This window comes from Spongisporangium articulatum, assembly GCF_044465595.1.
GTDB lineage: Bacteria > Actinomycetota > Actinomycetes > Actinomycetales > Kineosporiaceae > Spongisporangium > Spongisporangium articulatum.
This window is the reverse complement of the sequence record NZ_JBITLV010000002.1, coordinates 70,972-96,415: the sequence shown is the minus strand read 5'-3', so window position 1 is coordinate 96,415 and position 25,444 is coordinate 70,972. Positions and strand designations below refer to the sequence as shown.

Below are 25,444 nucleotides of genomic sequence, written 5' to 3'. Positions count from 1 at the left end.
TCTCGTCAGCCGGGATCGGTAACCGCACGGAAACGCCCCGCTCCCAGGCCTGTGAATATCGCCACACCCGCCCCGCAGGCCACGCCCACGCAGTCGGCCAGGGCGTCGAACACGTCCCCGTCCCGCCCGGGCAGCAGGTAGTGCTGCACCAGCTCGCTGACCGGGGCGTGCAGCAGGAACGCGGGGACGACGAGACGCAGCGGCAGGCCGGCGCGGGCACCGGCCCAGACGGCGGTGCCGAAGACGGACAGGTGGATCGCCTTGTCCAGGTAGGGCACCCCGCCCGTCGAGACCTCGCGGGGCCAGTACAGGACGACGAGCTGGGCCACCACCACGGCGGCGAAGAACAGGCGACGCACCCGGCCATCATCGCGCGCCGTTCTGCTGTGGGCCGTCCGCCGCGGGCCGTCAGGAGAACGCGTGCCGGCCACGCGGCGACCCCACGCCCACCTGCCCGTGCCCCGCCACGGCGGCACCGACCGGCGCCTCGTTCCCGGCCAGCCCGGCCCGGCGCGCGGCTCCCTCGACCGCGGCGGCCACGACGGGCGTCACGTCGGGGTGGAAGACGCTCGGCACGATGTAGGCCGGGTTGCGCTCGTCGTCGCCGACCACGTCGGCCAGGGCCGCGGCCGCGGCCAGCAGCGTCTCGGTGGTGATGGCGCGCGACTGCGCGTCGAGCAGCCCCCGGAACACCCCGGGGAACGCGAGCACGTTGTTGATCTGGTTCGCGAAGTCGCTGCGGCCGGTGGCCACCACCGCGGCGTACCGCGCGGCCTCGGTCGGCTCCACCTCGGGTACCGGGTTGGCGAGGGCGAAGACGACGGCGCCCGGCGCCATCGTCGCGATGTCGTCGCCCGTGAGGATGCCCGGCGCCGACAGACCCACGAAGACGTCGGCCCCGGCCAGCGCCGACCGCAGCGAGCCGGTGACGCCGCGCGGGTTGGTGTGTTCCGCCGTCCAGCGCAGGCTTTCGGAGAGGTCCGGTCGGCCGGAGTGCACGACGCCGTCCACGTCGGCGACGACCACGTCGCGGGCCCCGGCCGCGAGCAACAGCTTGAGCACCGCCGTCCCGGCCGCCCCGGCCCCCGACATCACCAGCCGCACGCCGGACAGCGACTTCCCCACCACCTTCAGCGCGTTGGTCAGCGCGGCCAGGGTGACGATCGCCGTCCCGTGCTGGTCGTCGTGGAAGACGGGGATGTCCAGCGCCTCCCGCAGCCGGGCCTCGACCTCGAAGCAGCGCGGCGCGGAGATGTCCTCGAGGTTGATGCCCGCGAACCCCGGCGCGACGGCCTTCACGATGGCGACGATCTCGTCGGTGTCCTGGGTGTCGAGGCAGATCGGGAAGGCGTCGATGTCGGCGAACCGCTTGAACAGCGCGGCCTTTCCCTCCATCACGGGCAACGCCGCGAGCGGTCCCAGGTTGCCCAGCCCGAGCACCGCGGACCCGTCGGTGACCACGGCGACGGTGTTGCGTTTGATCGTGAGCCGGCGCGCGTCGTCCGGGTTGGCGGCGATGGCCTGGCAGATGCGCGCGACGCCCGGCGTGTAGATCAGGGAGAGGTCGTCGCGGTTGCGGATCGGCACCTTCGAGTCGATCGACAGCTTGCCGCCGAGGTGCATCAGGAAGGTGCGGTCGGAGACCTTGCCGAGCTCGACGCCGTCCAGTCGCGACAGGACGGAGACGACCTCCTCGGCGTGTTCGTCGCCGCGGGTGGCACACGTGAGGTCGATCCGGACGCGGTCCATCCCGGACGCCGTCACGTCGAGCGCGGTGACAACCGCACCCGCCTGCTCGATCGCGTGGGTGAGCTCGCTGACCGCGGTGGGACGGGCCGGCAACTCCAACCGGACGGTGATGGACGACGAGACGCTGGGAACCGCTGCCATGGCTCGCATTCTGAGCATTACCCGGGGGTAGTCGTAATCGCGGACCGGCCCGGGACTGCCATCAAGTGGTGTAAACGTTGCGTAACGGGCTGCGCACGAAGCAGGATCGTTGTTTGTCGGCCTTCCGCAGCCGGCCCGCCAGGGCGGGACGGGGCCGGGGAACGACGTGTGGAGGCGGGGTCCGCGCGTCCTCCCCGGTCCCCGTGGCCGCCCGCTCCGGAGGCATAGAGTCACGGCATGAGCGAGCAGTTCGACGTGATCGTGATCGGGGCGGGGCCGGCGGGCGAGAACGCCGCGGGCCGGACGGCGGCGGGCGGGCTGCGCACCGCGATGGTGGAGAAGCAGCTGGTCGGCGGCGAGTGCTCGTACTGGGGCTGCGTGCCGAGCAAGGCGCTGATCCGCCCGGGCGACGTGCTGGCCGACGCACGGCGGGTGCCCGGGGCGGCTCCCGCGGTGACCGGCACCGTGGACGTGGCCGCGGCCCTCGGCTGGCGCGACTACATGGTCTCCTCCTACTCGGACGCCGGACAGGTCGACTGGGTCGACTCGGCGGGCATCACGCTGGTCCGGGGGCGCGGCCGGCTGGCCGGCCCGCGCACGGTCGAGGTCGTGGCGGACGACGGGAGCGTGCGGACGCTGACCGCGTCCCGGGCCGTCGTGCTGGCCACCGGGACGAGCGCGGCCGTCCCCCCGATCGACGGCCTGCGCGACGCGCGGCCGTGGGACAACCGGGACGTCACCGGGCTCAAGGAGGTGCCGCGCCGGCTGGTGGTGATCGGCGGCGGCACCATCGGGGTCGAGATGGCTCAGGCCGTGAAACGGCTCGGCGCGGAGTCGGTCACGGTGCTGGAGGGTGGCCCGCGCCTGTTGGCCCGGGAGGAGCCGTTCGCGGGGGACGCCGTCCAGGAGGCGTTCGAGGCCGAGGGCATCACGGTGCGCACCGGGGTGAAGGTCACGTCGGCGCACCGCGCTGACGACGGCCCGGTCCGGGTCGGTTTCGGGGACGGCGAGAGCGTGGTCGGTGACGAGGTGCTCGTCGCGGTCGGCCGCCGGTCCGCGACGTCCGACCTCGGCTTGGAGACCGTGGGCCTGGAGCCGGGTAGGCCCGTCGCGGTCGACGACCGGCTGCTGGCCACCGGCGTCGAGGGCAACGACTGGCTCTACGCGGTCGGCGACGTGAACGGGGTCGCGCTGCTGACCCACATGGGCAAGTACCAGGCGCGCCTGGTGGGTGACGTGATCCTCGGGAAGGACGCGCGGGACAAGGCATCTCGCGACGTGGTCCCCAGGGTGACGTTCTCCGACCCGCAGGTGGCCGCGGTCGGGCTGACCGAGGAGCAGGCCCGCGACCGCGGTCTCGACGTCCGGGTGGTGACGACGCCGACCGGCGGGGTGTCCGGGACATACCTGCTCGGCGACGGGCTCGGCGGCACCTGCCAGATCGTCGTCGACGAGGCCCGGCACGTGATCGTCGGGGCCACGTTCGTCGGCGCCCATACGGCCGAGCTGCTGCACAGCGCGACGATCGCCATCGTCGGCGAGGTCCCGCTGGAGACCCTGTGGCACGCCGTCCCGTCGTTCCCCACCGTCAGCGAGGTCTGGCTGCGCCTGCTCGAGGCCTACGGGTTGTAGTTCGCGCGCACGATCGTCGACGAGTGAATCTCGGCTGGTATGTCCAGCCGAGATTCACTCGTCGACGCTTGATCAGCGGTGCTGGCCCTCGAGGCGGGGGCCACCCTCACGACGCGGGCCACCCTCACGACGCGGGCCACCCTCACGACGCGGGCCACCCTCACGACGCGGGCCACCCTCACGACGCGGGCCACCCTCACGACGGAAACCACCCTCGCCGCGCGGACCGCCTTCGCGGCGCGGGCCGCCTTGGCCCCGGCCGCCCTGACGACGCGGACGGCCCGGACGGTCCTCCCGGGACCGCTCCGGCCGGGGCGCCTCCTCGCGGACGACGATCGGCTCACCGGACGTGGCCAGCTCCCGGACCGCCTCGTGGCCGGGGTGCACGCGGTGGGTCAGGGCGCCGGTGACGGCGGCGTCCTCGTGCAGCCGGGCCACCGTGCGGCGCTCGTTCGGGTTCGCGAACGCCACGACGGTCCCCGAGGCACCGGCGCGGGCGGTGCGTCCGGAGCGGTGCAGGTAGTCCTTGTGGTCGGCCGGCAGGTCGAAGTGCACGACCAGGTCGACGTCGTCGACGTGGATGCCGCGGGCCGCGACGTCGGTGGCCACCAGCACGCGGGACCGCCCGGACGCGAAGGCGTCCAGAGCCCGCAGCCGCTGGTTCTGGTTCAGGTTGCCGTGGATGGCGACGGCCCCGGCCCCCGACTTCGACAGCTGCTTGGCCAGCCGGTCGGCACCGTGCTTGGTGCGCACGAAGAACAGCGTCCGGGCCGGGCGCTCGGCGATCTCGGTGGCGACGGCCACCTTGTCGGCGTGCTCGACCGTGAAGATCGTGTGCTGCATCGCGGCGACCGCGTCGGCGGCCTCCTTGATCGCGTGGAAGGTCGGCTCGGTCAGGTAGTCGTTGACCAGTTCGGCTACGCCGCCGTCGAGGGTGGCCGACAGCAGCAGCCGCTGCGCGCCCTTCGGGGTGGCGTCGAGGATCTGCCGGACCGCGGGCAGGAAGCCCAGGTCGGCCATGTGGTCGGCCTCGTCGAGCACCGTGATCTCGACGGCCGACAGGTCGGCGGAGCGGCGCTCCATCAGGTCGATCAGGCGGCCCGGGGTGGCCACCAGGACGTCGACCCCGCGGCGCAGCGCGTCGATCTGCTTCACCATCGAGAGCCCCCCGACGACCATCGTCACGCGCTGGTCGAGGGCGTGGGCCAGGGGCGCGACGGCGTCGGCGACCTGGCGGGCCAGCTCGCGGGTCGGCACGAGGACGACGGCCCGCGGCTTGAGCGGCTCGCGCCGGGTTCCGGCCGCGGTGCTCGCGTGCAACCGGGCCAGCACCGGGAGACCGAAGGCCAGCGTCTTGCCGGAGCCGGTCTTCGCGCGGCCGAGGACGTCGCGGCCGGCCAGCGCGTCGGGCAGCACCCGGGTCTGGATGGCGAAGGGGGCCTGCATGCCCCGGCGGGCCAGGGCGGTGACCAGGGCCTGGGGCATCCCGAACTGGCCGAACTCACGGTCCTCGGCCGCGGGGGCCTCGGCGGCGGCGTCCAGGGCGGCGGCCAGGGGCGCGGAGGCGGCGGCGCGCTCGGCGGCCAGGCGGGCGGCCCGGGACGGGCGCGGGTTGTCCCGGCGCTGGTTGCGCTGAGGACGCGCGGGACGGCCGGAGCGGCGGGGGCCACCGTCCTGGCTGTTCGGGCGCGCGGGACGTCGGGCAGGGGTGTACGACATGCGGGTCTGTGCTCCAAGTGCTGCGGCAGGCCGCAGCTGAGCAGGCACGAACCCGGCGTCGGGTGTCGGCTGGAGCGTCGTGCGGCGGGGCGGGAAGGGCCCTGCGCCTGGGACGCGCTCTGGCGACCTCGCGGGCGGCTCGCCCGCAGAGAGCCCGTGCCGGTGCACGGGCGATAGATCCGATGTTATCAGGCTCGCGGCGCGGACCTCACGGCCGGCCGGGCACCAGGAGTTCGACGTTGCGGTCGGCCGGCGTCCCCACCCGGTCGGCCTCGTAGTGCAGGTCGTTGAACGACAGCTCCCGGTACAGCGCGGCCAGCCCGGCCGGCGAGAAGTCCGCATGGTCGGCCGCGTAGGGCGAGTCGGCCTCGAACAGGGTGGCCAGCAGCGAGACCGTGCCGTCGCGGTTGTCGGCCACCTCGATCACCCGGCCCAGCTGCGGGAAGTCGACGTGCGAGGCCGTGTTGACCTCCCAGAACCCCTGCTCCGGCGTCGGGCCCGGGTGCGGCGTCACGGCGTTGACGTGGGTGTGGCCGTTCACCCAGGCCAGCACGTTCGGGAACCGGTTCAGCAGGGCCACCAGCTGCTTGCCGGTGTACCGCTTCTCGAGGGCACGGGCCGGGTCGGGCAGCACGTTGCCCATGGTGTCGGACGTGTGGTGGCTGAACAGCACGAACCAGGTGTCCTCGCGGGTGCTGGTGACGAGGTGGCCGCTGCTGTCGTAGTAGCGGCTGCTGCCCGCGGTCAGGGTCTTCTCGATCCAGCGGAACTGGGCCGCGCCGAGTGAGCCGTCGGTGAACCCGGCCCGGTTGGTCGAGTCCATGCTGATGCCGACCACGCCGGGCGCGAGTTCGAAGGTGTAGTAGGCGATCCCGTCGTCCGCGGCGTCCTTCGTGAATCCGTGCCCGACCGGCCCCGGCCCGGTGTGGCCCGGTTCGAGGTGGGCCTGCATGAACTGCTTGGGCGTGAACGGCTTGCGTTTCGGGTCGGGCGTGACCAGCCGGACCGGGCCCGAGAAGGACGCCAGCACAGCGGCTATCGACCGGGGGTCGGTGGTCAGGGCCCGGGCCACGGCCCGGACGTAAGCCTCCGAGTTGGGCGCCTCGAGCTTGACCGCCCCCGTGTAGAGGGCCTCGACCGGCGGGATGCCGCTGGGCAGCGTGCCGGACACCGAGTCGTCGTGGTTGCCGAACACGCAGTACCAGGGCGTCTGCAGGCCGGGGCTCGTGACCGGTCGGATCGCGGCGCCGAGCAGCCCGGGGATCTGCGGGAAACCCTTGGCCTTGTAGCGGTCCTGAACCGGCGACTCCGGGTTCCAGTACAGCGTGTTGCCGGAGTTCTGCACGCCCTCGAACCGGCCGCGGGCCCCCGTGTTCGGGGTCAGCGTGCCGCCGTTCATGGCGGTCAGGAACCACTCGAGCTCGGCATGCTCCTTGTTGTCGGTGTTGTCGCCGGTGGTGACCACGGCGTCGAAGTCGCGGCCGGTGTGCGGGCCGGCGGCCAGCCCGTTCACCCGCCGGATCAGCGAGACCAGGCCCTGCGTGGTCAGCGTCTCGTGCGGCCGGAAGGCCGCGCCCACCAAGGGGTGCACGTACTCGAACCGGGCCGGCGACTGGGCGTCGACGACGTGCACGTCGGTCAGCTGCACGAACGAGGTCAGCGCCGTGCGCCGGGCCTCCCGGCCGGCGTGCGCAGTGGCCAGCTCGGTGCGCACGACCGTCGGCCAGCCCGGCCCGGCGCCCAGCCGGCGGTAGCCCGACGTGCCGAGCGGGACGGCGGCGGCCTCCAGCGTCGTCCCCGTACCCACCGGGGGCGCCGCGTAGGCGCTCGGCACCCCGAACGGGCCGACGCCCGTGCCCAGCACCCCGCTGCCGACCCCGAGCGCACCCAGCCCGGCCAGGAATCCACGACGTGAGATCTCGGTCACGGCCGGAAGGTATCCCGGTTCGGCGCCAAAAGGGGGCTTTCCGGGCGATCGAAATGGTGAACACGGGCCTCGTAGAGTCGTCCCGTGACCGGACTACCGACGTTCGCCCCGCTGGCCCGCGTCGTGCGGTCGGGCTTCGTGGAGGGGGTGCACCACGGTGTCGCCGTCGCCCTCGGCGCCGACGGTTCGCCGAAGCTGTCGGTCGGGACGCCGTCCGAGCCGCTCTTCCCCCGCTCGGCGGTCAAACCGCTGCAGGCCGTGGCCATGCTTCGCGCCGGGCTCCCACTGGCGGGCCGGGACGACGCCCGCCTCCTGGCGCTGTCGGCCGCCAGTCACTCGGGTGAGGACTTCCACCTGGACGGCGTCCGCACGCTGCTCGCGCGGTTCTCGCTGCCCGAGAACGCGTTGCGGAACACCCCGGACCTGCCCCTCGACCCTGACGAGGCTCATCGCTGGCGGGCGACGGGGCGCGGGCCGACGTCGCCGGCGCAGAACTGTTCGGGCAAGCACGCGGCCATGCTGGCCACGTGTGCGGTGAACGGCTGGCCACTCGAGGGGTACCTGGCGCCGGACCATCCGCTGCAGGTGGCGATCCGGGCGGGCGTCGAGGAACTGACCGGCGCCGCCGTCACCGCCGTCGGCGTGGACGGTTGCGGCGCACCGGTTCTCGCGGTGCCCCTGGACGGTCTGGCGGCCGCCTTCGCGCGGGTGGCGACCGCCCCGGACGGTTCGCCGGAGCGGGCGGTGGCGGACGCCGTCCGGGCGCATCCCGAGTGGCTGGGCGGCACCCGGCGCCCGATCACCCGGTTGATCCGGGGCGTCCCGGGGCTGGTCGCCAAGGACGGCGCCGAGTCCGTCTGGGCCGCCGCGTTTCCTGACGGCCGGGCCTTCGCCCTGAAGGTCGCGGACGGCGGGGCGCGGGCCGTCGGGCCCGTGTCGGCCGCCCTGTTGCGGGCGCTCGGCGAGGAGTCACCGTTCGTCGACTCGTTCGGGGACGAGCCGATCCTCGGTCACGGCGAACCGGTCGGCGCGGTGGAGTCGCTCCTCTAGCGCCGAGGGCTACCGGCCGGCGTTCTCGACGATGGCCGGTGAGTGCTCCAGCAGCCACTCCATGAGCGGGAGAAGCTTCGTGCCGAGGTCCTGACCGAGGGGCGTGAGGCTGTACTCGACGTGGGGCGGGATGACGGGCAGGGCCTCGCGGTGCACCAGGCCGTCCCGTTCCAGGGTCTGCAGCGTCTGGGCGAGCATCTTCTCGCTGACGCCCTGCACGGCCCGGCGCAGCTGACCCCAGCGCAGCGTCCCGTGGGACAGCGCGACCAGCACCAGGACGCCCCACTTGCTCGTCACGTGGTCGAGCACGATGCGCGACGGGCAGTCGGCCGGGAAGTACTGGTTCACAGGGTAGAAGCTCGGGGCTGTGACCTGCTCACTAACGCTCACGCCAGTACCTTACTTCAAAGTGGGTACTGCGGATCAGGAAGTGTCGACCGGGTCACCCCGTTGGGGCCTTCGAACGCTTCGAACCTCGATCAAGGAGTTCCGATGTCCCTCGTCGTCACCGCCGCCTCCGGCCACCTCGGCCGCCTCGTGCTCACCGATCTGCTCGCCCGCGGCACCGACCCCGGGCGGATCGTGGCCGGGGCCCGCAACCCGCTGGGCCTGGCCGAGTTCGCGGCGCAGGGCGTCGACGTCCGGCACCTGGACTACACCGACCCCACGTCGGTGACCGAGGCGCTCGAGGGCGCCGAGCGGGTGCTGATCATCTCGGGAACGGACTTCGGCCCCCGGGTCGCCCAGCACGTCGGCGTCGCCGAGGCGGCGCAGAAGGCCGGCGCCTCGCGGGTGGCCTACACGAGCGGGCCGTACGCGCAGACGTCGTCGATGCTGCTCATGCAGGACCACGCGAACACCGAGCGGGGCATCGAGGCCCTCGACATCCCGCACACGTTCCTGCGCAACTCCTGGTACCACGAGAACTACACCGCCCAGCTGGGCACGTACCTGGAGCACGGCGTGGCCGGTGCGGCGCAGGACGGGCGGATCAGCGGCGCCCCGCGCGCCGACTACGCGGCCGCCGCGGCGACCGTGCTGCTGGACGGCGAGGCGACCGGTGACCACGTCTACGAGTTGGGCGGCGACACCGCTTTCACCCTGACCGAGCTGGCCGAGACCATCAGCAAGGTGTCCGGCCGGGAGGTCGGGTACACCGACCTCGGCGTCGAGGGGTTCAAGGCCATGCTCCAGCAGGCGGCCGGGATGCCCGAGCCGGTGGCCGGGATGTTCGCCGACGTCGACCGGGCCATCGCCCAGGGCGCCCTGTTCGTCGACAGCGGGGACCTGGCGAAGCTGATCGGCCGCCCGACCGGCAGCCTGGAGGACGCCGTGCGCGCCGCCCTCGCCGAGCTCGACGCCTGAGACACCGATGCTGCGTTTGCGCATGATCACCGCCCCCCCCCCGGCGGTGATCATGCGCAAACGCATGCTCGTCGCGTCGATCATGCGCAAACGCAGCATGCACGGGGTGGCGTGAAAAGCGCGCACGGAGTTGGCTGGGCCCGTGCAGGCGATGGTGTACCGACAGACCGGCGACCCGGGCGTGATCCGGGCCGAGGAGTTCGACGACCCGCAGCCCGGGCCCGGCGAGGTGCTGGTGAAGGTCGCGGTCTCGGGGGTGAACCCGACCGACTGGAAGGCCCGCGCGGGTGACGGGTCCGGTGCGCCGCCGGCCGCGGGCTGGCAGATCCCGAACCAGGACGGTTCCGGGCTGATCGTCGGCGTCGGCCAGGGCGTCGATCCCGTGCTGCTGCACGAACGGGTCTGGCTGTTCGAGTCGGCCTTCCAGCGCCCCTGGGGCACGGCGGCGCAACTGACCGTCGTCCCGGCGAAGCAGACGGTCCTGCTCGGGCCGGAGGGCACCTACGAGCTGGGCGCGGCGCTCGGCGTCCCGTTCCTGACCGCGCACCGGTGCCTGACCCTCGGCGAGTCGATGCCGGACCGGCTCGGGCCCGGCGCCCTGGCCGGACGCACGGTGCTGGTCCAGGGCGGCGCCGGGGCGGTCGGCAACGCCGCGGTGCAGCTGGCCCGCTGGGCCGACGCGACGGTGATCGCCACGGTCAGCAGCCCCGAGAAGGCGCAGCTGGCCGCTGCGGCCGGCGCCGACCACGTGATCGACTACCGCACGACCGACGTCGCCGCGGAGGTCCGACGGATCGTCCCGCGCGGGGTCGACGCGATCGTCGAGGTGTCGGTGGCCAACGCGGCCACCGACACGGCGGTGCTCGGGATGCACGGCTCCGTCGCCCTCTATGCGGGTTCGGCCGGCGACTCGGTCACGGTCCCGCTCCGCGAGATGATGACGATCAACGCCCGCTGGCAGTTCGTGCTCGTGTACACGATGCCCCTGCGGGCCAAGGCTTTCGCGGTGGAGGACGTCGCGGCCGCCGTGGTGGACGGCGCGATCGGGGTCGGCCCCGACCACGGCCTGCCGCTGCACCGGTTCCCGCTGGCCGCGACCGCCGACGCGCACGCCGCGGTCGAGGCGAGCGCCGTCGGCAAGGTGCTGATCACGGTGGACGACGACCCGCAAGCCTGAGAAGTCGTTCTCCGCCACTCGACTACGACCTTCGGGTGAGCCGGTCCCGGCCCTCGTCACGACGCCCCGCCCGGGGCGATTGCGAGGTGACCGCGAAAGAGACCGACCCCCAGGAGGTCACGATGCGTACCACCCGCAAGCTGGCGATCCCCACCGGTTTCGCCGTCGCCGTCATCACCGCCGTCGCTCCCGCCAGTGCCGCCCTCGCGTGCGGCGACCGGGGCACGGCGACGGCCTCGTCGTTCCAGGCGTCGCACGGGAGGGGCCACCACACCCACTGGCGGCACTGGCACGGGTTCTACGGAATCGCCGGCCAGGTCGCCTCGTACGACGGTGACACCGGCCGGTTGACCGTCGACACCACCTCCGGGACAACCATTTCCGGCACGATCACGAGCAAGACCAAGGTGTGGCTGGACGAGCACGACTCGAGCAGCTCGATGACGGCGAGTTCGGTGAAGGCGCTGCACGACGACGACGGTGACGACGACGCGACCCGCGCCGAGGCGCTGGCCGCCCTGAAGCCGGGCGTGGACGTCAAGGTCATGTTCACGCGGTCGGGCGCCCTGGCCGCGGTGAAGATCCAGGCGTAGTGCGGCACCCCGAGGTTGGGCCGATCCGGTGAGCCCCCGGGTACAGGGGGCGGCCCGGGCGACCGATGCAGCAGCGGGAAAGCGGAGTGACAGACAGATGACCGCCGTCCAGGCCCCTGAGGACGTCCTGGTCGCGCCGGCCCCGGATGCAGACCGGGACCGCGCCCAGGACGCGGAGCTGGACGCCCTGGTGCAGGCCGCCCGGGCCGGGTCCGATCCCGGCGCCGGCCCCGCCTTCAGCACGCTGTGGGGGCTGCTCTCCCCCGTCGTGGCCGGCTATCTCGCCGGCCGTGGCGTGCACGACGTCGACGACGTGACCAGCGAGGTGTTCCTCGCCGCGTTCCGCTCGATCGGCCAGTTCTCCGGCGACGGTGACGGGTTCCGTCGCTGGCTGTTCACCATCGCCCACCACCGGGCGGTGGACGCGATCCGGCAGCAGGTCCGGCACCCGCAGGAGGAGCTCGAGGAGGCCCGGTTCACCGACCAGGTGTCCGGGTGCCCCGCCGCGAGCGCCGAGGACCGGGCGATGGACCGGATCGATGCCGAGGAGGCGCTGCGCCTGGTGCAGGAGCTGCCCGACGACCAGCGCGACGTACTCCTCCTGCGGGTGGCCGCGGACCTGCCGGCCGACGAGGTCGGCGAGGTCCTGGGCCGATCCCCGGAGGCGGTGCGCCAACTCCAGCACCGGGCGATCGTCCGGTTGCGTGAACTCACGGTCCAGTCCCTGGCGGAGGTGTGAGCGATGAATCTCGAGCAGGTGCTGGACGCCGTACGCCGGCTCCCCGATCAGCCTCCCCCGACGCCCTCCCCCGCCCTGGCCGCGTTCCTGACCGACGACCCGGTAAGGACCGAAATCGTAGTCAGCAGTGCAGGACTCGGCGCCCGGCGGGCCCGGCGCGGCCTGTTCGCCGCCAAGGTCGCGCTGGCCGCCGCATGCCTGACCGCGACCGGGGTGGCGGCGGCGGGCGCCGTGACCGGCGTCGGCCCCGTGCCCCGGCTGCCCGTCCTCGAACGGCACGCCCCCGCCCCACCGAGGAGCGTGCGCCCCGCCGTCGACAGGTCGGCCCCGCCGGTGAAGCCGTCACCGGCCCCGGTGGTCGTCGTCCGCCCGAGCAAGCCGCCGAGGGCGCAGTCGGACGACGACCGCCCGGCGGTGCAGGTCCGTCACCAGCACCGGGGCAAGGGTTCGGCCGCGGACGGCCGGTCCTCGTCGTGGCTCCACCGCTCCGGTGACGACGAGCGGCCGAAGAGATGGCCGGGTCAGCGGTTCCGGCACGGCCACGACCACGACCGCCCCGGTCAGGACGGGTGGGGCGGTCGCCCCGGACACGGCCGCCGCCGCTGAATCCTGCGTTTGCGCATGATCACCGCCCCCCCTTTCGCGTTGATCATGCGCAAACGCAGGATCGGCCGGGCGGGTGAGCTGACGGGCCCACCCGTCACGCGGCCGCCTGCGCGTCGATCTCCGGAGTGTTCCGCCCTCCCCGAGCCCGAGACCCGGAGACACCATGCGCCTGCGCCACCTCACCCTGCCGGCCCTCGCCGTCGCGATCCTGACGGCCACCGCCCCGCTGGCCACCGCCGGCACCACCACGACCTTCGGCACCGTCACGTCGTTCGACACCACTACCGGTCATCTTCTCGTCGCGACCACCGCCGGGGGGACCGTCGACGCGATCGTGACCGACGAGACGAAGGTCCGGCTGAGCAGCGACGTCCCGCCGCGAGGGGAAGGACGGGGCCGCGGCCCGGACGGCGAGCGTCACGGCCGGGGCCCGGCCACCGCCCCGGCCGACGACGACGAGACCGGCCCCTCGGCGTCCGGCACCGACGACCCCACCGACGGCGACGGCCAGACCTGCACCCCGCCCACCGACGCCGCCACCGCCGCGGCGGCCCGGGTGGCGAGCCTGAAGCTGCTGCGCGCCAAGCAGATCAAGGCCGGTCAGACCAAGAAGGCCAAGGTCACGACCCGGAAGCTGAAGGCCGCGCAGGCGGCGCTGAAGGCGGCCCGGCTCCAGGCCGCGAGCACCGAGGACGGCACCGACGACGGCGCCGAGGACGGCGACGCGACCGGTACCGACTCCGGCGCGACGTGCCGGACGCCGCAGCAGCGGCGGGCGGCGGCTCTGGCCGCCCTTACCGCCGGCGCCTCGATCCAGCGGCTGGGGCTCGACCCGCGCACGGGCGACCTGCGGGAGGTGGTGGTCGTCGGCTGAGCCGAGCGACCGCCGTCCGCCCCGGCCCGGGACCGCCCAGACGGGTGGCCCCGGGCCCGGCCGTCTCAACACCGCTGATCTTCGGACGACGGGGACCTGACCACACGACGGAAGGACACCGTGAACCGACGCCCCCGTGACGCCGGCCCTGCTGCGGTGCCCGACGCCGTCCTGGACACGCTCGTGCAGGACGCGCAGCTCGGTTCCGGCATGGCGTTCACCCGGATCTGGGAGCTGCTGTCCCCCACCGTCGCGGGCTACGTGCGCGGCCGGGGCGTGCACGACGTCGACGACGTGACCAGCGAGGTCTTCCTGGCCGCCTTCCGCAGTCTCGACGGGTTCACGGGCGACGCCGTCGCCTTCCGCCGCTGGCTCTTCACGATCGCGCACCGCCGGGCCGTCGACGCCGTCCGCCAGCAGATCCGCACCGGCGTCGAGGAGCCCTACGACGCCGACGCCGACCCGCGCACGGTCGGCAGCGCCGAGTCGGACGCGCTTCACCGCCTCGACCACGCCGAAGCCCTGCGACTCGTCCAGGAACTGCCCGACGACCAGCGCGACGTCCTGCTGCTGCGCATCGTCTCCGAACTGTCCGTCGAGGAGGTGGCCGAGGTGCTGGACCGCTCCACCGACGCCGTCCGCCAGCTGCACCGCCGCGCCGTCGCCCGGGTCCGGTCGCTGGCCGCCCTCGCCGCGGCCCACCCCACCAGCCGGCGCGCGCCGAGGCCTCGCATCATCGGCGCCCGCCCCGTGAGCGCGGGAGGTCTCGAATGAGGACCGACGCCCTGACCGTCGTGGCGTCGCTGCGCACCGCCCCCGCCGCCAACGACGAACTCGCCCTGTTCCTCACCGAGCGGGCCGTGCACCCCGCCGCGCCGGCAGAGCTCGAGCCGGGGCCGGTGGACGACGTCCGCCCGGCCGGTGCCCGCACCCTCCGGCCGTCGGGGTGGCGGGCCCGCGTGAACCGCACGAAGGTCCGGGCCCGCGCCGGTGCCGTCGCGACGGTGGCCGCGCTGGCCCAGGCCGGATTCGGCGCGAAGGTGGCCCTGGCCGCCGCCGTGACCGCGACCGGCGTCGCCGCCGCCGGGGCCACCGGAGTGGTGCCGGTGCCGCAGATGATCCCGGTGCTGGACTCCCCGGCGTCTCAACCATCGGTCACGCCCGAGGCCACGCACCCGTCGAAGGCGACCACCGGCGTCCCGGCGTCCGGCGTCCGTGCGACGACCGGCGTCCGGGCGACGACCGGCACCCGGCCCAACATCCGACCGAGCGCGCAGCCCAGCACGCCGCCCGGCACGCGGCCGACCGACCGGCCGGCCGCGGGGGTGGGTCCCGGTCCGACCGGGGTCCGCGATCCCGCAGCGGACCGCGCGTCGGGGCGGGCGGAGCGTCACGCACGTGCGGCGCAGGACCGGCCCGCGGATCCGCGGTCGGCGGAGAGGTCCCAGCCGGGGCGGCGCGGGCTAGGGTCGGGGCATGGCGCTGATCCATCAGCACGCGACGCTGACCCCGAGCAAGCTCGAACTGCTGGCCGGATGGCTCCCGCAGCAGGCCTGGGCGGGGAACGGGGCCGGTCTGCGGAAACTGGCGACGTACCGGTTCGACGACCCGGCCGGTGAGGTCGGCGTCGAGACGTTCCTGCTGCAGACGTCCGACCACGTGCTGCACGTCCCGCTGACCTACCGCGGCGCACCGCTCGAGGGGGCCGAGGCGTTCCTGGTCGGGCTCATGGAGCACTCGGAGCTCGGCCGGCGCTGGGTGTACGACGGCGTGGGTGACCCCGTCTACGTGGCGGCGGCGGCCACGGCGATCCTCACCGGCGGTGAGGAGGCCGAGCAGTACGCCGAGGTCGACGGGCAGTTGCAGGCCTTCGGCTCGACCGCGACCGCGAAGGGCAGCGGGTCGGCCGGCACGGAGGTCCCGGCCGTCGGTGCGGTGGGCGTCGAGCAGCGCGGCGGGGTGACCGTCGTCCGCTCCGGCGCCCTGGAACTGCAGGTCGCGCGCGTGGTCACGGCCGAGGTCGACAGCCCGTACACCCTGGTGGTCAACGCGCCCGAGGTCGGCGCGGTCGTCCTGGCCGGCGCCTCGCTCGGCTGACGTGGCCGTCTGACGTGGGCGTCGAGGTCGCGCGGGTCGACCCCGCCGACGACGACGCCCGCCGCTGCCTGAGCACGTACTACGCGGAGCTCGCCGTGCGGTTCGACGCCGGGTTCGACCCAACCCGGCAGGGCGTGGACGACGACGCCATGCGCCCGCCGCTGGGCCTGTTGCTGCTCGCCCGGCTGGACGGGCCCGCCGTGGCCTGCGGGGCGCTGCTGTTCAAGGCCGGGCTGGCCAAGGTGAAGCGGATGTGGGTCGACCCGACCGTGCGGGGGCGCGGAGTAGGGCGGACCCTGCTGAACGCGCTGGAGGCCGAGGCCGCCGCCGCGGGCTACGACCGGGTCGGCCTGGAGACCAACAGCGCTCTGCCGGAGGCGATCTCGATGTACCTGAACTCCGGGTACGTCGAGGTCGAACCGTTCGACGACGAGCCCTACGCGGAGCGCTGGTTCGTGAAGAGGCTGTCCGCCTGAACGACGTCCTCGTGCTGGTCGAGGTTCCACGAGCGGGCCGAGCGCGCGGTGGCGACCATGACCGCTCCGGCGACCGCGAGGGCCAGCACCGCGACGGCTCCGATCGAGACGACCGGGCCGGGTCTGAGCGCCGCACCGACGCCGAGGCAGGCCAGCGCGGCCAGGGCGAGGACCTCGAAGGTCAGCTCTCCCTTGCTGCTGCGTCGGATGATGGGCCGGGTGATCCGCTCGTGGACCATTCGCATCGAGCACCGCCTGCGATCGCGCCGAAAGGGTATGCACGACTCCTCGGGCGGCGACGGCACGAGCCTGAGCATGTGCGACCCGATCGTTACCTCAGTCGCAGGCCTTCACGGCATCGGCGTAGCGGGCCCAGCCGGGAAGGTCGGCCCGGAAGGACGCCGCCAGGGCGGGTGAGGCGTCGAACCGCCAGTCGACGACCTCGTCGACCTCGGTCTCGTACTTGCGGATCTCGAACCAGTTGATCATCTTCACCTGCGGGTACCGCTGGTGGACCTGCCCGGAGAACACCTGCCGCCACCACGCCCGCTTGATCGCCGACTCCGAGGCGCCGGAGCGGCCCGGGGCGTAGAAGGCGGCGGTCTCGGGGATGCCCACCGGCTTGCCGTGAACGACGCCGTAGACGCGGTAGAAGTCGGGGACCTTCCGCTCGTCGCCGATCGACCCCTGGTACGTGCCGCTGAGCATCGCGGCGAACCGGCCGGGTTCGGGAACCTCGTTCTCGCCCCACGGGTAGCGGTTGCCCCAGTGGTAGGCCGACAGACCGACCCAGTCCACGACGTCGTCGCCGGGGTAGAAGGGGGCGTACATGTCGTCGGCCATGGTGAGCCGGCCGTCGCCGTTCGTGTCCAGGTCCCGGTAGTCCCGGGTGCCGCGCTTCGGCGTGTAGGTGCTGCGGAAGGGATAGCCCCCGCCGTAACTGGGCGCCCACATCATCGCGGTCCCCGGGGCCTGCGCGTGGACGGCCTGGGCCACCCGCCGGAAGACCTGGACGTAGCGGCGGGGCTGCTGGCCCCAGGCGTACCAGGAACCGTTCATCTCGTGGGCGAACCGCAGCACCACGGGGACGCCGCGACGGTTGAGCTGCGCCAGTTCGCGGACGAGCTGCGCGATCACGGGATCGGTCATGGTGTCGAGCCCGCCCCCGGGTTCCAGGGTCAGCAGAAGCACCCCACCGTTGCGCCGCACCTGCGCCGCCGCGCTGTCGATCCTCGCCCGGTCGCCGTCCGGTATCGGGACGCTCGCGAACTCCACGGCGACGGCCGGTGCGTGCCCGAGCGCCTGCCGGTGCCGGGCCAGGGTGCTGTGCTTCCAGTCGAGGTCGACCCCCACCAGGGCGCCGTCGGCCGGCACGACCCCGCGCAGGTCGTCCACCCGGCACTGCCGGCCGGCGAGGTAGGCGGGCAGCAGCTTCACGTTCGCGACCGCCACGGCGCCCGCGAGCAGCGCCATCGACAGCAGCGGGACGAGCAGCCGGGGCCGGCGCCGGGAACGCCGTGGGTGCCCGACGAACAGCGGGACGTCGTCTGGTCGGACCGGGCCGTGCGACACCTCGCGCACGGGGCCCCTCATCGCGTTCCGGGGCCGAGACGCGGCGACCAGCGCACCCGGCCCGAGCCGGCCGCGGCGCGGCCGGGCCAGCTCACGACGGTGGTGGTGGTCCGCTGCCCGGCCAGTGCGGCGAGCTCCCGGCTCGCGTAGACCGGACTCACCAGCGCCAGGCGGGTGGCGGCGTGCGCGGCGACGACGGCCTGCGAGTGACCGTGCAGCCGTACGTCCCCGCCCCGGTCGCGGGTCAGGCGCAGCAGTTCCAGGAGCCCGGCCACCCCCGAGGCGGTCACCTGGTGCACCGCCGAGACGTCGATCAGGACGATCACGGGCCGCTTCTGCAGCACCTCCAGGACGTACTCACGCATCTGCAGGGCCACCTCCTGGTCGAGGCGGCCCTCGACCACGAGGTCGCACAGCGGCGGTCGGCGGGCCGAGGGGCCGGGCGACCCACTCACGGCAGCCCCGCGGCGGGCAGGGCCGGCTCCGGGACGACGATCTCGCGCAGGGGCAGCGGCCGGGTCGGCAACGTGGCGGTGACCCGGTCGAGGACCCAGGCCAGTTCCGGAGGTGCCGGCAGGGGGTCGACGACCGACGGGCCGGAGCCGCGGTAGCGGCCCATGCGGAGTACGACGCCCAACAGGCACAGGTCGAACACGACCCAGATCAGCGACAGGGCGGTAGCCGGCAGATAGCTGTGGTCCTGGGCCGCGCGCACGATGCCGACGGCCGAGGCGACGACCAGCACCGCCATGGCCACCAGCTGCGGCAGCAGCAGGCGGAAGCCCGACCCGTCGGACTGCCGGACCTTCGCGGTCACGGTGAAGCTCAACCGGCGCCCGAGGTAGGTGGCGTTGGCCGCGGAGAAGGTGGCGGCGATCCAGGTCGGGAACAGGGCGAAGCACAGCTGACGGGTGCGCCACTTGCCCGGCACGCCCCACCCGACCACGGCGCCGAAGACCTGCGCGGCGAGGAAGAACGGGACGAACAGCGCGACGAACATCAGCGGGTCGTTGCGCACCGGGAAGATTCCGAAGCCGAGGAGGAGCACGGGGGCCGCGAGATAGACCAGGGTGGCGAACCCGGAGAGGTAGCCGAGGGTCGTGCACAGGTACATCAGGCGCTGCGCGAAGCTGAGACCCCGCACGAACAGGGGGTTGTCGGCGAAGAAGATCTGCAGTGTGCCCGCCGCCCAGCGCCTCCGCTGTGCGAGCGCCGTCTTCACGTCCTCCGGGGCCAGGCCGTGCACGATCACCTCGTGGTGGTAGGCGCTGCTCCAGCCCATCGCGTGCAGGTGCATCGCGGTGGCCATGTCCTCGGTGACGCACGAGATGTCCATCGGGTGCACGGCCAGCGCCATGTCGGTGCACGCCATGTCCGCCGCGGCCGCGACGGCCCGCAACTCCTGTGCGAGTTCCGCTGACAGGGAAGAGTTCTCGAAGGCGATGACGTCGAGCACGGTGCGCAGCTCGTACGTGACCTCCGCGAGCACGTCCCCCGCGCGCAACCGGCGTTGCGCCCGAGACAGTGCGTCCGTCGCCTGCTGCAGCGCCGTCGAGACGCGGGCGTCGGCCGTGGCTCGCCGCAGCGCGACGAGCCGGGACCGGCCCGCCCGCAGGGCGGCGTGCGAACGCCCCAGGGCCGCGCCGGCGTAGCGGGACAGGCCGACGGCCATCAGCGCCTCGCGCCGCAGCACGGCGTTGGAGCCGCAGAAGAACGACGCGTTCCAGCCGTCCTTGCCCTGCTGGATGGGGCCGTAGAACATCTGGGCCTGGCTGCCGAGCGGGTCGGAGGGCAGGACGTTCCAGAAGCTCTGCGGAGTCTGGACGAAGGCGATGTCGTCGTCGTCGAAATAGCCCAGCACCCGGTCGAGGAACCACGGTTCGGGCACCTGGTCGGCGTCCAGGATGGCGATCAGCTCACCCGAGGTGCGGGACAGGGCGTCGTTGACGTTGCCCGCCTTGGCGAAGCGGGGGCGCCCGTCCCATTCCGGACCGCGGGACAGGTAGCCGACGCCGAGCAGGCGGGCCGCGGCCGCCAGTTCCGCCCGGCGGCCGTCGTCCAGGATCCAGGTGGTGTGGGGGTACGTCATGTCCCGGGCGGCGATCGCCGTCTTGAGGACCAGGGCCAGCGGCTCGTCGACGGTGGTGATGAACACGTCGACCGTCCGGCCGGGACGCGCGGGCGGTGGGGGCGGGCGTAACCGGGCGTGCCACAGCGCGACCACGCTGAGCATCAGCTCCAGGAACGAGAACGTCTCGGCGAGGACGAGCGGGACGGCGATCGCCCAGTTCACCCAGCCGTCCGTGGTGCTCACCCAGCGCCAGCCGAGGTAGCTCAGGCCGAACGCCACGACGATGGCGCCGAGCAGGCGCACAGCGACGAGGTGAGGGCCCCTCACGACTGGTCTCCCTACGCCTGAAACGATCTTGGGCCCTCATTGAAGCAAGCAGGTGGCCTCTCGTGTCGTGATCAGGGGAATTGTCGCGCAACTCATGCGGCGAGGTACTGGCCTGTTACGCAGGGGTTTCCGGTCCCGACCGGTGATTCGCGGGCCGTGAGGGCCTGATCACTCAGAAGGTGAAGCGCGTCGCGTCGGTCGGGAAGCTGAACCAGGCCAGTGCCCGGTGCGGCGTGATCACCCGCAGGCCGCCACCGCCCTCCCCCGACCACGCGTCGGCGGCCGGGCTGTACCCGGCGGCGTGGTACTTCGCGAAGGCGGCCGACAGCGTGGCGCCCAGCCCCTCGGCGTCGGCCCGGGCCGGGTGCGACTCGCCCTCGACGATGACCGCCTGGGTGCCGTCCTCCAGGTGGAGTGTGACGGCCGGGTTCTCGGCCAGGTTGCGCGCGTGCACCGTGGTGGGCGCCCCGTCGTACCAGAACCGCCCGTCGACCCACACGCCCCAGCGGGGCACCACGTGGGGGCGGCCGTCGGGGCGCACGGTCGCCAGCCAGTAGCTCTGCGCGGCCACCAGACGGGTCTCGACCTCCCCCCACGTGAGCAGGCCCTCGGTGGTCTCGGGCAGGCCGTACCCCTCGGGGAACACGGGCCGGTCGGCCCGGGGAGCGGGGCCGGGTGGGTGCGGGGCGTCGTCCGGGCTCTCGGTCATGCGCCCGACGCTAGACCCGACCACCGACACTGATGCACCGCCCGATACTCGTCGACGAGTGAATCTCGGATGGTTATGGCAGCCGAGATTCACTCGTCGATGAATGGTGGGCGCTCAGCGGTAGTCCGCGGCCTGGACCTACCCAGCGCCCGCCGCCGATTCGCCGGGAACTCGAGTTGCTGCACGGCCTCCAGGTCGTCAGCCGTCGAGCCGCTGCGCCAGGGCCACGATGATGCCTTCCGGCCCGCGCACGTAGGCCATGGCCCAGACGTCCTCGTACTCGCCGATCCCACCGACCAGCGAAAAGCCCTGCGCGGCGGCGTGTTCGACCGTGGCCCGCAGATCCTCGACCTCGAAGGCCAGGCTGCGCAGGCCGAGTTCGTTGGCGGGCGCCTGCGGGTTCCCGGGCCGCGGGTCGGGCCGGACGAAACTCGAGAGCTCGAGCCGCGTGCCGTCGTCCGGTGGCTTCAGCATGACGATCTCGGTGCGCGCCCCTTCGAGACCGCAGACCGTGTCGAGGAACTCGCCCTCGACGAACTGTCGCCCCTCGACCTCCATCCCGAGCGAGACGAAGAAGGCGGTCACGGCGTCGAGATCGCGGACGGTGACGCCGATGTGGTCGAAGCGTTTGATCTGCGGCATGGCCCCATCTAGTCCGACGGCGTCCAGGGGCGCAACCGCGGCCACCACGGCGGCACGTGCCGCTGGTACGTCTCTTACTCGTCGCCGAACTGGTCGGCCAGGGTGGGCTCCTCGTACAGCAGCACGAAGGTCGCTGTGGTGGCCCAGAACACGGATGCCCAGAGCACCAGCGCGACGCTGCCGAAGATCAGGGCCTGCCCGAGGATCGCCAGCGTCACCCCGGCGTACATCGGGTTGCGCAGGTAGCGGTGGAAGCCGGTCACGACCAGGTGGTGCGTGGGCGCGGCGGGCATCGGGGTGCCGCCCGCAGCGACGAACCGGGTGAAGGCGTGCACGAGCGGGACCAGACCGACGACCACCAGGACGGCGCCGAGCACCTCGAGCGCGCGGCCGGCTGCGCCGACCTCGGGCAGCCGCCAGTGCGTGATCAGCCAGGGCACCAGCCCGGCCGTGGTCCCGGGCGCGAGCACGAAGAACACGGCGCTGACGATCGCGGCCGTCGTCCGACGCATGGTGGTGCCCCCTTCGCCGAGGGCACCACCATGCACCATGGACCACTCGGACCGGTCAGCTCACGTCGAGCAGGCAGAAGGCCCGGCTGGTGTAGCGGATCTCGTAGAACTTGTCCCGGACCCGCTGGCTCCACTGACGGTCCCAGTTCCACCGCTTGGACGAACGCGCGCCGATGACGTAGTCGCTCGTCTGCGCGAACAGCACCGTGTTGCCGTTGCGGTCCATGATGGTGCAGCTCGTCTGCTGGTGTCGCTTGGTCCAGTTGTTGTTGACCGTCATGCCCGAGAACTGCCAGCCGCCGCGGTCGTCGATGGTGAGCGTGATGTCCGACTGCGAGTCCCCGTACGTCAGAGCCGGTTCCGTGTAGTACCGCATGGCGTTGGACCACGCGCCGTCGAGCTTGATCGAGCCCTGCAGGGGTGAGAGCAACTCCTGGTAGGGCGAGGCGGACGCCGGGGCGGCCACTGCGACGGCGGTGATGAGGGCCGTGGCCGTGGCGGTGATCGCCACGGCGGCCCGGCGGGGCAGGGGAAGCTTCATCGGTGCTCCTGATGATGTCGGGTGATCAAGCAGGGGCACATGCCAGCAGCCGGTCCCGCGGGCCGCCCAGCGTGACCGGCGGGCACGTCAGAGGGGTACTGCCGACCGGAGCGGTCGACTTACGAATCGCCTTCAGTGATGGCCGGCTTCGGCCAGATACGTGTGTACGGCCGAGATCGCGACGGAACCCTCGCCCACCGCCGAGGCCACCCGTTTCACCGACCCCGCCCGCACGTCGCCGACGGCGAACATCCCGGGCACGGACGTCGCGAACCCGTCGTGCGTGACCACGAAGCCCTTCCCGTCGAGGTCGACGCCCGACCCCTGGAGCCAGGTCGTCCCGGGCTCGGCCCCGATCATCAGGAACAGGGCGGCCGCGTCGATCGTCACGTCCTGCCCGCGGGCGCGGTCGTGCCAGGTCACGGCTTCGAGGCGGTCGGCACCCTCGACCCGGCTCAGCTCGGACCGCGGGTGCACGGTGATCCGCTCGTGGTGCAGCAGCCGCTGGGTCAGGTAGTTGGACATCGTCTCGGCCAGGTCCGCCCGCCGGATCAGGACGTGCACGTGGCCGGCGTAGCGGGCCAGGAACAGGGCCGCCTGACCGGCGGAGTTGGCCCCGCCGACCACGACCGCGGCCCGGCCCGCGACGACGGGGGCCTCCAGCTGGCTGGCCGCGTAGTACACGCCGCGCCCCTCCAGCTCGGCGAGACCGGGCAGGTCCAGCCTCCGGTACCGGACTCCGCTGGCGACGATCACTGCCGAGGCGAGGACGTCGTCCTGGTCGTCGAGCCGGGCCCGGAACCCGCCGGCCTCGGGGACCAGCGCGGAGACCGACCGGGGCGTCACCAGCCGGGCCCCGAACTTGACGGCCTGCAGCATCGCCGCGCGGCCGAGTTCCGCCCCCGACAGCCCGCGGTAGAAGCCGAGGTAATTCTCGATCCGGGAGGAACGGCCGGCCTGGCCCCCGACGGCGACGTCCTCGACCACCAGCACGTCCAGCCCCTCGGACGCGCCGTAGACGGCGGCCGCCAGACCCGCCGGCCCGGCACCGACCACGAGCAGGTCGCACCGGACGCCGTCGGCGACACCCCACTGGTCGATCCCGAGGGCGGAGGCGAGGTCACGCGTCGTGGGCGACGTCAGCACCCGGCGCTCCCCGGTGACGACGGCCGTGCCCGTTGCCGGCAGGGCCGTCGTCTGCCCCAGCTCCGCCCAGGCCGGCCCGTCGGTGCGCAGCACCGTGCGGTAGGGCAGCTGGTTGCGTTCGGCGAAGTCCTGGAGCCGGTGCAGGTCACGGTCGTCGTCACCGGCGAGCACGAGGCCGCCCTCACCCATCCGCTTCAGCATGCCGCGACGGGCGTCCAGGGCCGTCAGCAGGACGTCGCTCAGCTCTCCTGAGACCTCCACCAGGCGCTGCAGCTGTGCGACCCGGACCCGCAGCAGCGTCGTTCCCTCTGCCGCGATCCCGGGCAGGAACGCCCGCTGCCCCATCAGCATGCCCAGTTCGCCGACGAAGTCGCCCGCCTCGACGACGAACACCACCCGGTCGTCGCGCCGGTCCACGAGGAGGACGCCACCGGTCAGGACCAGGTTCAGGTCGTACTCCTCACCCGCCTCCCACAGCACCTCACCCGCGGCGGGCTCCAGCACCTCCCCCGCGGCCCGCAGGAGAGCCATGGCCTGGTCACTCAGCACCGGCCAGGCCGCGGCGTCCTCACCGTCGCGGCGGCGGGACGAGTAGATCGTCCGCTCGTCGGTCACCGGGATGTCGCTCATGGGCAGAGGACTATCGCATCCCGGGCCGCGGTGTCCGCGGAGCAGTGGCGCTCCATCCAGGAGACGGCCTATTTGCTCCGCTCTCCCGCCAACGCCGAGCGTCTGGCCCGGAGCGTCGCCGAGGCCGAGGCCGGGAACACCCGTACGGAAACCCTGATCGAACCGCGGCCCGACGGCGCGTGAAGGTCGCCTTCACGGCGGACGGTTGGGAGGACTACACGTCCTGGGCCGGCGAACGCGCGATCCTGAAGCGCGTCAACCGGATGATCGGGGAAGCCTCCCGCGACCCCGGTGTCGGCATCGGCAAGCCGGAACGCCTGGCGCACAACTTCTCCGGCTACTGGTCACGCCGAGTCAGCGACGAACATCGACTCGTCTACAAGCTGGACGGCGAGACGATCGTCGTCGTCCAGGCGCGGTATCACTACTGACTGGTGATGGATCCCGGGAGGAGGTGGCGGGAGCCGTCCTTCGGGTCGCCGCCCGTCCCTCACGGCGTCCCGAACTCCTCCCGATTCCCACGGCACTGCAATAGAGACGCCCGAGGGGTGCCGACGAAAAGCATGTCGGCACCCCTCGGGCGTCTCTGGTGGAGGTGGCGGGAATCGAACCCGCGTCCGCCGGGGTAGAACCAGGGCTTCTCCGGGCGCAGCCTGAAACGGCATTTCTCAGCCCCGGCGATCCCTCAGGCAGGTCGCCGAGCCGGGCTCAGTCGCTGTTTAGTGTTCTCGCAGACCCCGCGACCGGGTCGTTGAGCAGTGGCCTTCTAGTCGACGCCAGCGACCGGGCCGAAGGCATGCCCGGGCTGACGGAGTTCGAGCCTTGCCTCAGGCGGCGAGGGCGAACTCGTTGCGCGAAGAATCGGCAACTATTGGTTTACGACGAGGATTTACGAGATCACGTCGTCTGTCTCGGCCCGCTTCCCCTGGAAAGACGACCAGCGTCGAGACCAATCACCCCCGGGAGGGTGGATTGCGACAAATGAGTCCATCCAGTTGATGCGATGTTCAGTTGTCAACCACCAGGTCCTGCACAACGCCGAAGCGCCGGCAGCTGTTCCAGGCTACCAGCGAGAGTCCCGACCCCCGCCCGGTCGTCCGGGTGAGCACAAGATCACCGCTGCGGTGCACCGATTGCGAGTCCCGCTCG

General features: G+C 72.9%; 28 protein-coding genes and 1 other RNA gene. 13 read left to right on the top strand and 16 right to left on the bottom strand.

The genetic code is table 11. The annotated features are described in order from the left end of the window. Window positions 1–5 precede the first annotated feature (5 nt). A complete protein-coding gene (locus ACIB24_RS06635) occupies window positions 6–359 on the bottom strand; it encodes a VanZ family protein (RefSeq protein WP_398277064.1) in 354 nt (117 codons plus the stop codon). A gap of 49 nt (window positions 360–408) precedes the next feature. After that, window positions 409–1,890, bottom strand: coding sequence for an NAD-dependent malic enzyme (locus tag ACIB24_RS06630; protein WP_398277061.1), 1,482 nt, complete (start codon window positions 1,888–1,890; stop codon window positions 409–411). A gap of 237 nt (window positions 1,891–2,127) precedes the next feature. Between ACIB24_RS06630 and ACIB24_RS06625 the strand changes: the two genes are divergently transcribed. Continuing rightward, on the top strand, window positions 2,128–3,522 hold the full coding sequence (locus ACIB24_RS06625; protein WP_398277058.1) for a dihydrolipoyl dehydrogenase family protein: 1,395 nt from the start codon (window positions 2,128–2,130) through the stop codon (window positions 3,520–3,522). A 72-nt stretch (window positions 3,523–3,594) separates the two neighbouring features. Here the strand turns inward: ACIB24_RS06625 and ACIB24_RS06620 are convergent, their stop codons facing one another. Continuing rightward, complete coding sequence (locus ACIB24_RS06620) at window positions 3,595–5,241, bottom strand: DEAD/DEAH box helicase (protein ID WP_398277055.1); 1,647 nt, start codon at window positions 5,239–5,241, stop codon at window positions 3,595–3,597. Window positions 5,242–5,449: 208 nt separating this feature from the next. Then, window positions 5,450–7,168: a TIGR03767 family metallophosphoesterase gene (locus tag ACIB24_RS06615; RefSeq protein ID WP_398277052.1), complete on the bottom strand. Its 1,719-nt coding sequence runs from the start codon at window positions 7,166–7,168 to the stop codon at window positions 5,450–5,452. An 84-nt stretch (window positions 7,169–7,252) separates the two neighbouring features. Here ACIB24_RS06615 and ACIB24_RS06610 point away from each other — a divergent pair, with 84 nt between their 5' ends. After that, window positions 7,253–8,218 carry an asparaginase gene (locus ACIB24_RS06610; protein ID WP_398277049.1) on the top strand — a complete coding sequence of 322 codons (966 nt, stop codon included), beginning with the start codon at window positions 7,253–7,255 and terminating at the stop codon, window positions 8,216–8,218. A 9-nt stretch (window positions 8,219–8,227) separates the two neighbouring features. On the opposite strand, the gene ACIB24_RS06605 is transcribed toward ACIB24_RS06610, so the two are convergent. Further along, a complete protein-coding gene (locus ACIB24_RS06605) occupies window positions 8,228–8,608 on the bottom strand; it encodes a winged helix-turn-helix transcriptional regulator (RefSeq protein ID WP_398277046.1) in 381 nt (126 codons plus the stop codon). Window positions 8,609–8,710: 102 nt separating this feature from the next. Here ACIB24_RS06605 and ACIB24_RS06600 point away from each other — a divergent pair, with 102 nt between their 5' ends. The 7 genes from ACIB24_RS06600 (at window position 8,711) to ACIB24_RS06570 (ending at window position 14,346) form a co-directional block, all read left to right on the top strand. Continuing rightward, window positions 8,711–9,583, top strand: coding sequence for an NmrA family NAD(P)-binding protein (locus ACIB24_RS06600; protein WP_398277043.1), 873 nt, complete (start codon window positions 8,711–8,713; stop codon window positions 9,581–9,583). Window positions 9,584–9,725: 142 nt separating this feature from the next. Beyond that, window positions 9,726–10,760 (top strand): NADPH:quinone reductase, encoded by a 1,035-nt coding sequence (locus ACIB24_RS06595; protein WP_398277040.1) that lies wholly within the window; start codon window positions 9,726–9,728, stop codon window positions 10,758–10,760. Window positions 10,761–10,882: 122 nt separating this feature from the next. Continuing rightward, window positions 10,883–11,353, top strand: coding sequence for a hypothetical protein (locus ACIB24_RS06590; protein WP_398277038.1), 471 nt, complete (start codon window positions 10,883–10,885; stop codon window positions 11,351–11,353). Window positions 11,354–11,450: 97 nt separating this feature from the next. Further along, the gene (locus ACIB24_RS06585; RefSeq protein WP_398277035.1) at window positions 11,451–12,092 is read left to right on the top strand and encodes an RNA polymerase sigma factor; all 642 of its coding nucleotides are present in this window, start codon (window positions 11,451–11,453) and stop codon (window positions 12,090–12,092) included. Window positions 12,093–12,095: 3 nt separating this feature from the next. Then, window positions 12,096–12,698 carry a hypothetical protein gene (locus ACIB24_RS06580; RefSeq protein ID WP_398277032.1) on the top strand — a complete coding sequence of 201 codons (603 nt, stop codon included), beginning with the start codon at window positions 12,096–12,098 and terminating at the stop codon, window positions 12,696–12,698. Window positions 12,699–12,861: 163 nt separating this feature from the next. After that, window positions 12,862–13,572: a hypothetical protein gene (locus ACIB24_RS06575; RefSeq protein WP_398277029.1), complete on the top strand. Its 711-nt coding sequence runs from the start codon at window positions 12,862–12,864 to the stop codon at window positions 13,570–13,572. Window positions 13,573–13,692: 120 nt separating this feature from the next. Beyond that, window positions 13,693–14,346: an RNA polymerase sigma factor gene (locus tag ACIB24_RS06570; protein ID WP_398277026.1), complete on the top strand. Its 654-nt coding sequence runs from the start codon at window positions 13,693–13,695 to the stop codon at window positions 14,344–14,346. A gap of 370 nt (window positions 14,347–14,716) precedes the next feature. On the opposite strand, the gene ACIB24_RS06565 is transcribed toward ACIB24_RS06570, so the two are convergent. Then, window positions 14,717–14,869, bottom strand: coding sequence for a hypothetical protein (locus ACIB24_RS06565; protein WP_398277023.1), 153 nt, complete (start codon window positions 14,867–14,869; stop codon window positions 14,717–14,719). A 179-nt stretch (window positions 14,870–15,048) separates the two neighbouring features. Between ACIB24_RS06565 and ACIB24_RS06560 the strand changes: the two genes are divergently transcribed. Next, entirely contained in the window at window positions 15,049–15,669 is a 621-nt protein-coding gene (locus ACIB24_RS06560) for a CG0192-related protein (protein WP_398277020.1), read from the top strand. 14 nt (window positions 15,670–15,683) lie between these two features. Then, the gene (locus tag ACIB24_RS06555; RefSeq protein WP_398277017.1) at window positions 15,684–16,145 is read left to right on the top strand and encodes a GNAT family N-acetyltransferase; all 462 of its coding nucleotides are present in this window, start codon (window positions 15,684–15,686) and stop codon (window positions 16,143–16,145) included. Here ACIB24_RS06555 and ACIB24_RS06550 read toward each other — a convergent pair. The 9 genes from ACIB24_RS06550 to ACIB24_RS06510 all read right to left on the bottom strand — a co-directional run bounded on the left by ACIB24_RS06550 (window position 16,106) and on the right by ACIB24_RS06510 (window position 24,295). Next, the gene (locus ACIB24_RS06550) at window positions 16,106–16,390 is read right to left on the bottom strand and encodes a hypothetical protein (protein WP_398277014.1); all 285 of its coding nucleotides are present in this window, start codon (window positions 16,388–16,390) and stop codon (window positions 16,106–16,108) included. The genes ACIB24_RS06555 and ACIB24_RS06550 overlap by 40 nt on opposite strands. A gap of 91 nt (window positions 16,391–16,481) precedes the next feature. Continuing rightward, a complete protein-coding gene (locus ACIB24_RS06545; RefSeq protein WP_398277011.1) occupies window positions 16,482–17,726 on the bottom strand; it encodes a glycoside hydrolase family 26 protein in 1,245 nt (414 codons plus the stop codon). Window positions 17,727–17,734: 8 nt separating this feature from the next. Continuing rightward, a complete protein-coding gene (locus tag ACIB24_RS06540) occupies window positions 17,735–18,172 on the bottom strand; it encodes an STAS domain-containing protein (protein WP_398277008.1) in 438 nt (145 codons plus the stop codon). Next, window positions 18,169–20,115, bottom strand: a complete 1,947-nt coding sequence (locus ACIB24_RS06535) for a glycosyltransferase family 2 protein (RefSeq protein ID WP_398277005.1) — start codon at window positions 20,113–20,115, stop codon at window positions 18,169–18,171. The genes ACIB24_RS06540 and ACIB24_RS06535 overlap by 4 nt, the downstream gene beginning before the upstream one ends. A gap of 172 nt (window positions 20,116–20,287) precedes the next feature. Beyond that, window positions 20,288–20,824 carry a pyridoxamine 5'-phosphate oxidase family protein gene (locus ACIB24_RS06530; RefSeq protein WP_398277002.1) on the bottom strand — a complete coding sequence of 179 codons (537 nt, stop codon included), beginning with the start codon at window positions 20,822–20,824 and terminating at the stop codon, window positions 20,288–20,290. 198 nt (window positions 20,825–21,022) lie between these two features. Beyond that, window positions 21,023–21,466, bottom strand: a complete 444-nt coding sequence (locus tag ACIB24_RS06525) for a VOC family protein (RefSeq protein ID WP_398276999.1) — start codon at window positions 21,464–21,466, stop codon at window positions 21,023–21,025. A 74-nt stretch (window positions 21,467–21,540) separates the two neighbouring features. Next, window positions 21,541–21,978 carry a methyltransferase family protein gene (locus tag ACIB24_RS06520; protein ID WP_398276996.1) on the bottom strand — a complete coding sequence of 146 codons (438 nt, stop codon included), beginning with the start codon at window positions 21,976–21,978 and terminating at the stop codon, window positions 21,541–21,543. 55 nt (window positions 21,979–22,033) lie between these two features. Beyond that, window positions 22,034–22,519 (bottom strand): hypothetical protein, encoded by a 486-nt coding sequence (locus ACIB24_RS06515; RefSeq protein WP_398276993.1) that lies wholly within the window; start codon window positions 22,517–22,519, stop codon window positions 22,034–22,036. A gap of 132 nt (window positions 22,520–22,651) precedes the next feature. Then, a complete protein-coding gene (locus ACIB24_RS06510) occupies window positions 22,652–24,295 on the bottom strand; it encodes an FAD-dependent oxidoreductase (protein ID WP_398276990.1) in 1,644 nt (547 codons plus the stop codon). Window positions 24,296–24,325: 30 nt separating this feature from the next. Between ACIB24_RS06510 and ACIB24_RS06505 the strand changes: the two genes are divergently transcribed. Together ACIB24_RS06505 and ACIB24_RS06500 are read left to right on the top strand one after the other, a co-directional pair. Further along, window positions 24,326–24,478 carry a type II toxin-antitoxin system Phd/YefM family antitoxin gene (locus ACIB24_RS06505; RefSeq protein WP_398276987.1) on the top strand — a complete coding sequence of 51 codons (153 nt, stop codon included), beginning with the start codon at window positions 24,326–24,328 and terminating at the stop codon, window positions 24,476–24,478. After that, window positions 24,475–24,726 carry a Txe/YoeB family addiction module toxin gene (locus tag ACIB24_RS06500; RefSeq protein WP_398276984.1) on the top strand — a complete coding sequence of 84 codons (252 nt, stop codon included), beginning with the start codon at window positions 24,475–24,477 and terminating at the stop codon, window positions 24,724–24,726. Before ACIB24_RS06505 ends, ACIB24_RS06500 begins: the two co-directional genes overlap by 4 nt. A gap of 156 nt (window positions 24,727–24,882) precedes the next feature. Here ACIB24_RS06500 and ssrA read toward each other — a convergent pair. Next, window positions 24,883–25,256, bottom strand: a transfer-messenger RNA (tmRNA) gene (ssrA, locus tag ACIB24_RS06495). Window positions 25,257–25,444: the final 188 nt, after the last annotated feature.

Bases quoted from the DNA above. Each gene is read 5' to 3' on its own strand.
- ACIB24_RS06515 (WP_398276993.1), bottom strand. From the start codon at position 22,519: ATGAAGCTTCCCCTGCCCCGCCGGGCCGCCGTGGCGATCACCGCCACG.
- ACIB24_RS06575 (WP_398277029.1), top strand. From the start codon at position 12,862: ATGCGCCTGCGCCACCTCACCCTGCCGGCCCTCGCCGTCGCGATCCTG.
- ACIB24_RS06600 (WP_398277043.1), top strand. From the start codon at position 8,711: ATGTCCCTCGTCGTCACCGCCGCCTCCGGCCACCTCGGCCGCCTCGTG.
- ACIB24_RS06525 (WP_398276999.1), bottom strand. From the start codon at position 21,466: ATGCCGCAGATCAAACGCTTCGACCACATCGGCGTCACCGTCCGCGAT.
- ACIB24_RS06590 (WP_398277038.1), top strand. From the start codon at position 10,883: ATGCGTACCACCCGCAAGCTGGCGATCCCCACCGGTTTCGCCGTCGCC.
- ACIB24_RS06550 (WP_398277014.1), bottom strand. From the start codon at position 16,390: ATGCGAATGGTCCACGAGCGGATCACCCGGCCCATCATCCGACGCAGC.
- ACIB24_RS06530 (WP_398277002.1), bottom strand. From the start codon at position 20,824: ATGACCGAGAGCCCGGACGACGCCCCGCACCCACCCGGCCCCGCTCCC.
- ACIB24_RS06580 (WP_398277032.1), top strand. From the start codon at position 12,096: ATGAATCTCGAGCAGGTGCTGGACGCCGTACGCCGGCTCCCCGATCAG.
- ACIB24_RS06510 (WP_398276990.1), bottom strand. From the start codon at position 24,295: ATGAGCGACATCCCGGTGACCGACGAGCGGACGATCTACTCGTCCCGC.
- ACIB24_RS06560 (WP_398277020.1), top strand. From the start codon at position 15,049: ATGGCGCTGATCCATCAGCACGCGACGCTGACCCCGAGCAAGCTCGAA.
- ACIB24_RS06620 (WP_398277055.1), bottom strand. From the start codon at position 5,241: ATGTCGTACACCCCTGCCCGACGTCCCGCGCGCCCGAACAGCCAGGAC.
- ACIB24_RS06625 (WP_398277058.1), top strand. From the start codon at position 2,128: ATGAGCGAGCAGTTCGACGTGATCGTGATCGGGGCGGGGCCGGCGGGC.
- ACIB24_RS06630 (WP_398277061.1), bottom strand. From the start codon at position 1,890: ATGGCAGCGGTTCCCAGCGTCTCGTCGTCCATCACCGTCCGGTTGGAG.
- ACIB24_RS06520 (WP_398276996.1), bottom strand. From the start codon at position 21,978: ATGCGTCGGACGACGGCCGCGATCGTCAGCGCCGTGTTCTTCGTGCTC.
- ACIB24_RS06585 (WP_398277035.1), top strand. From the start codon at position 11,451: ATGACCGCCGTCCAGGCCCCTGAGGACGTCCTGGTCGCGCCGGCCCCG.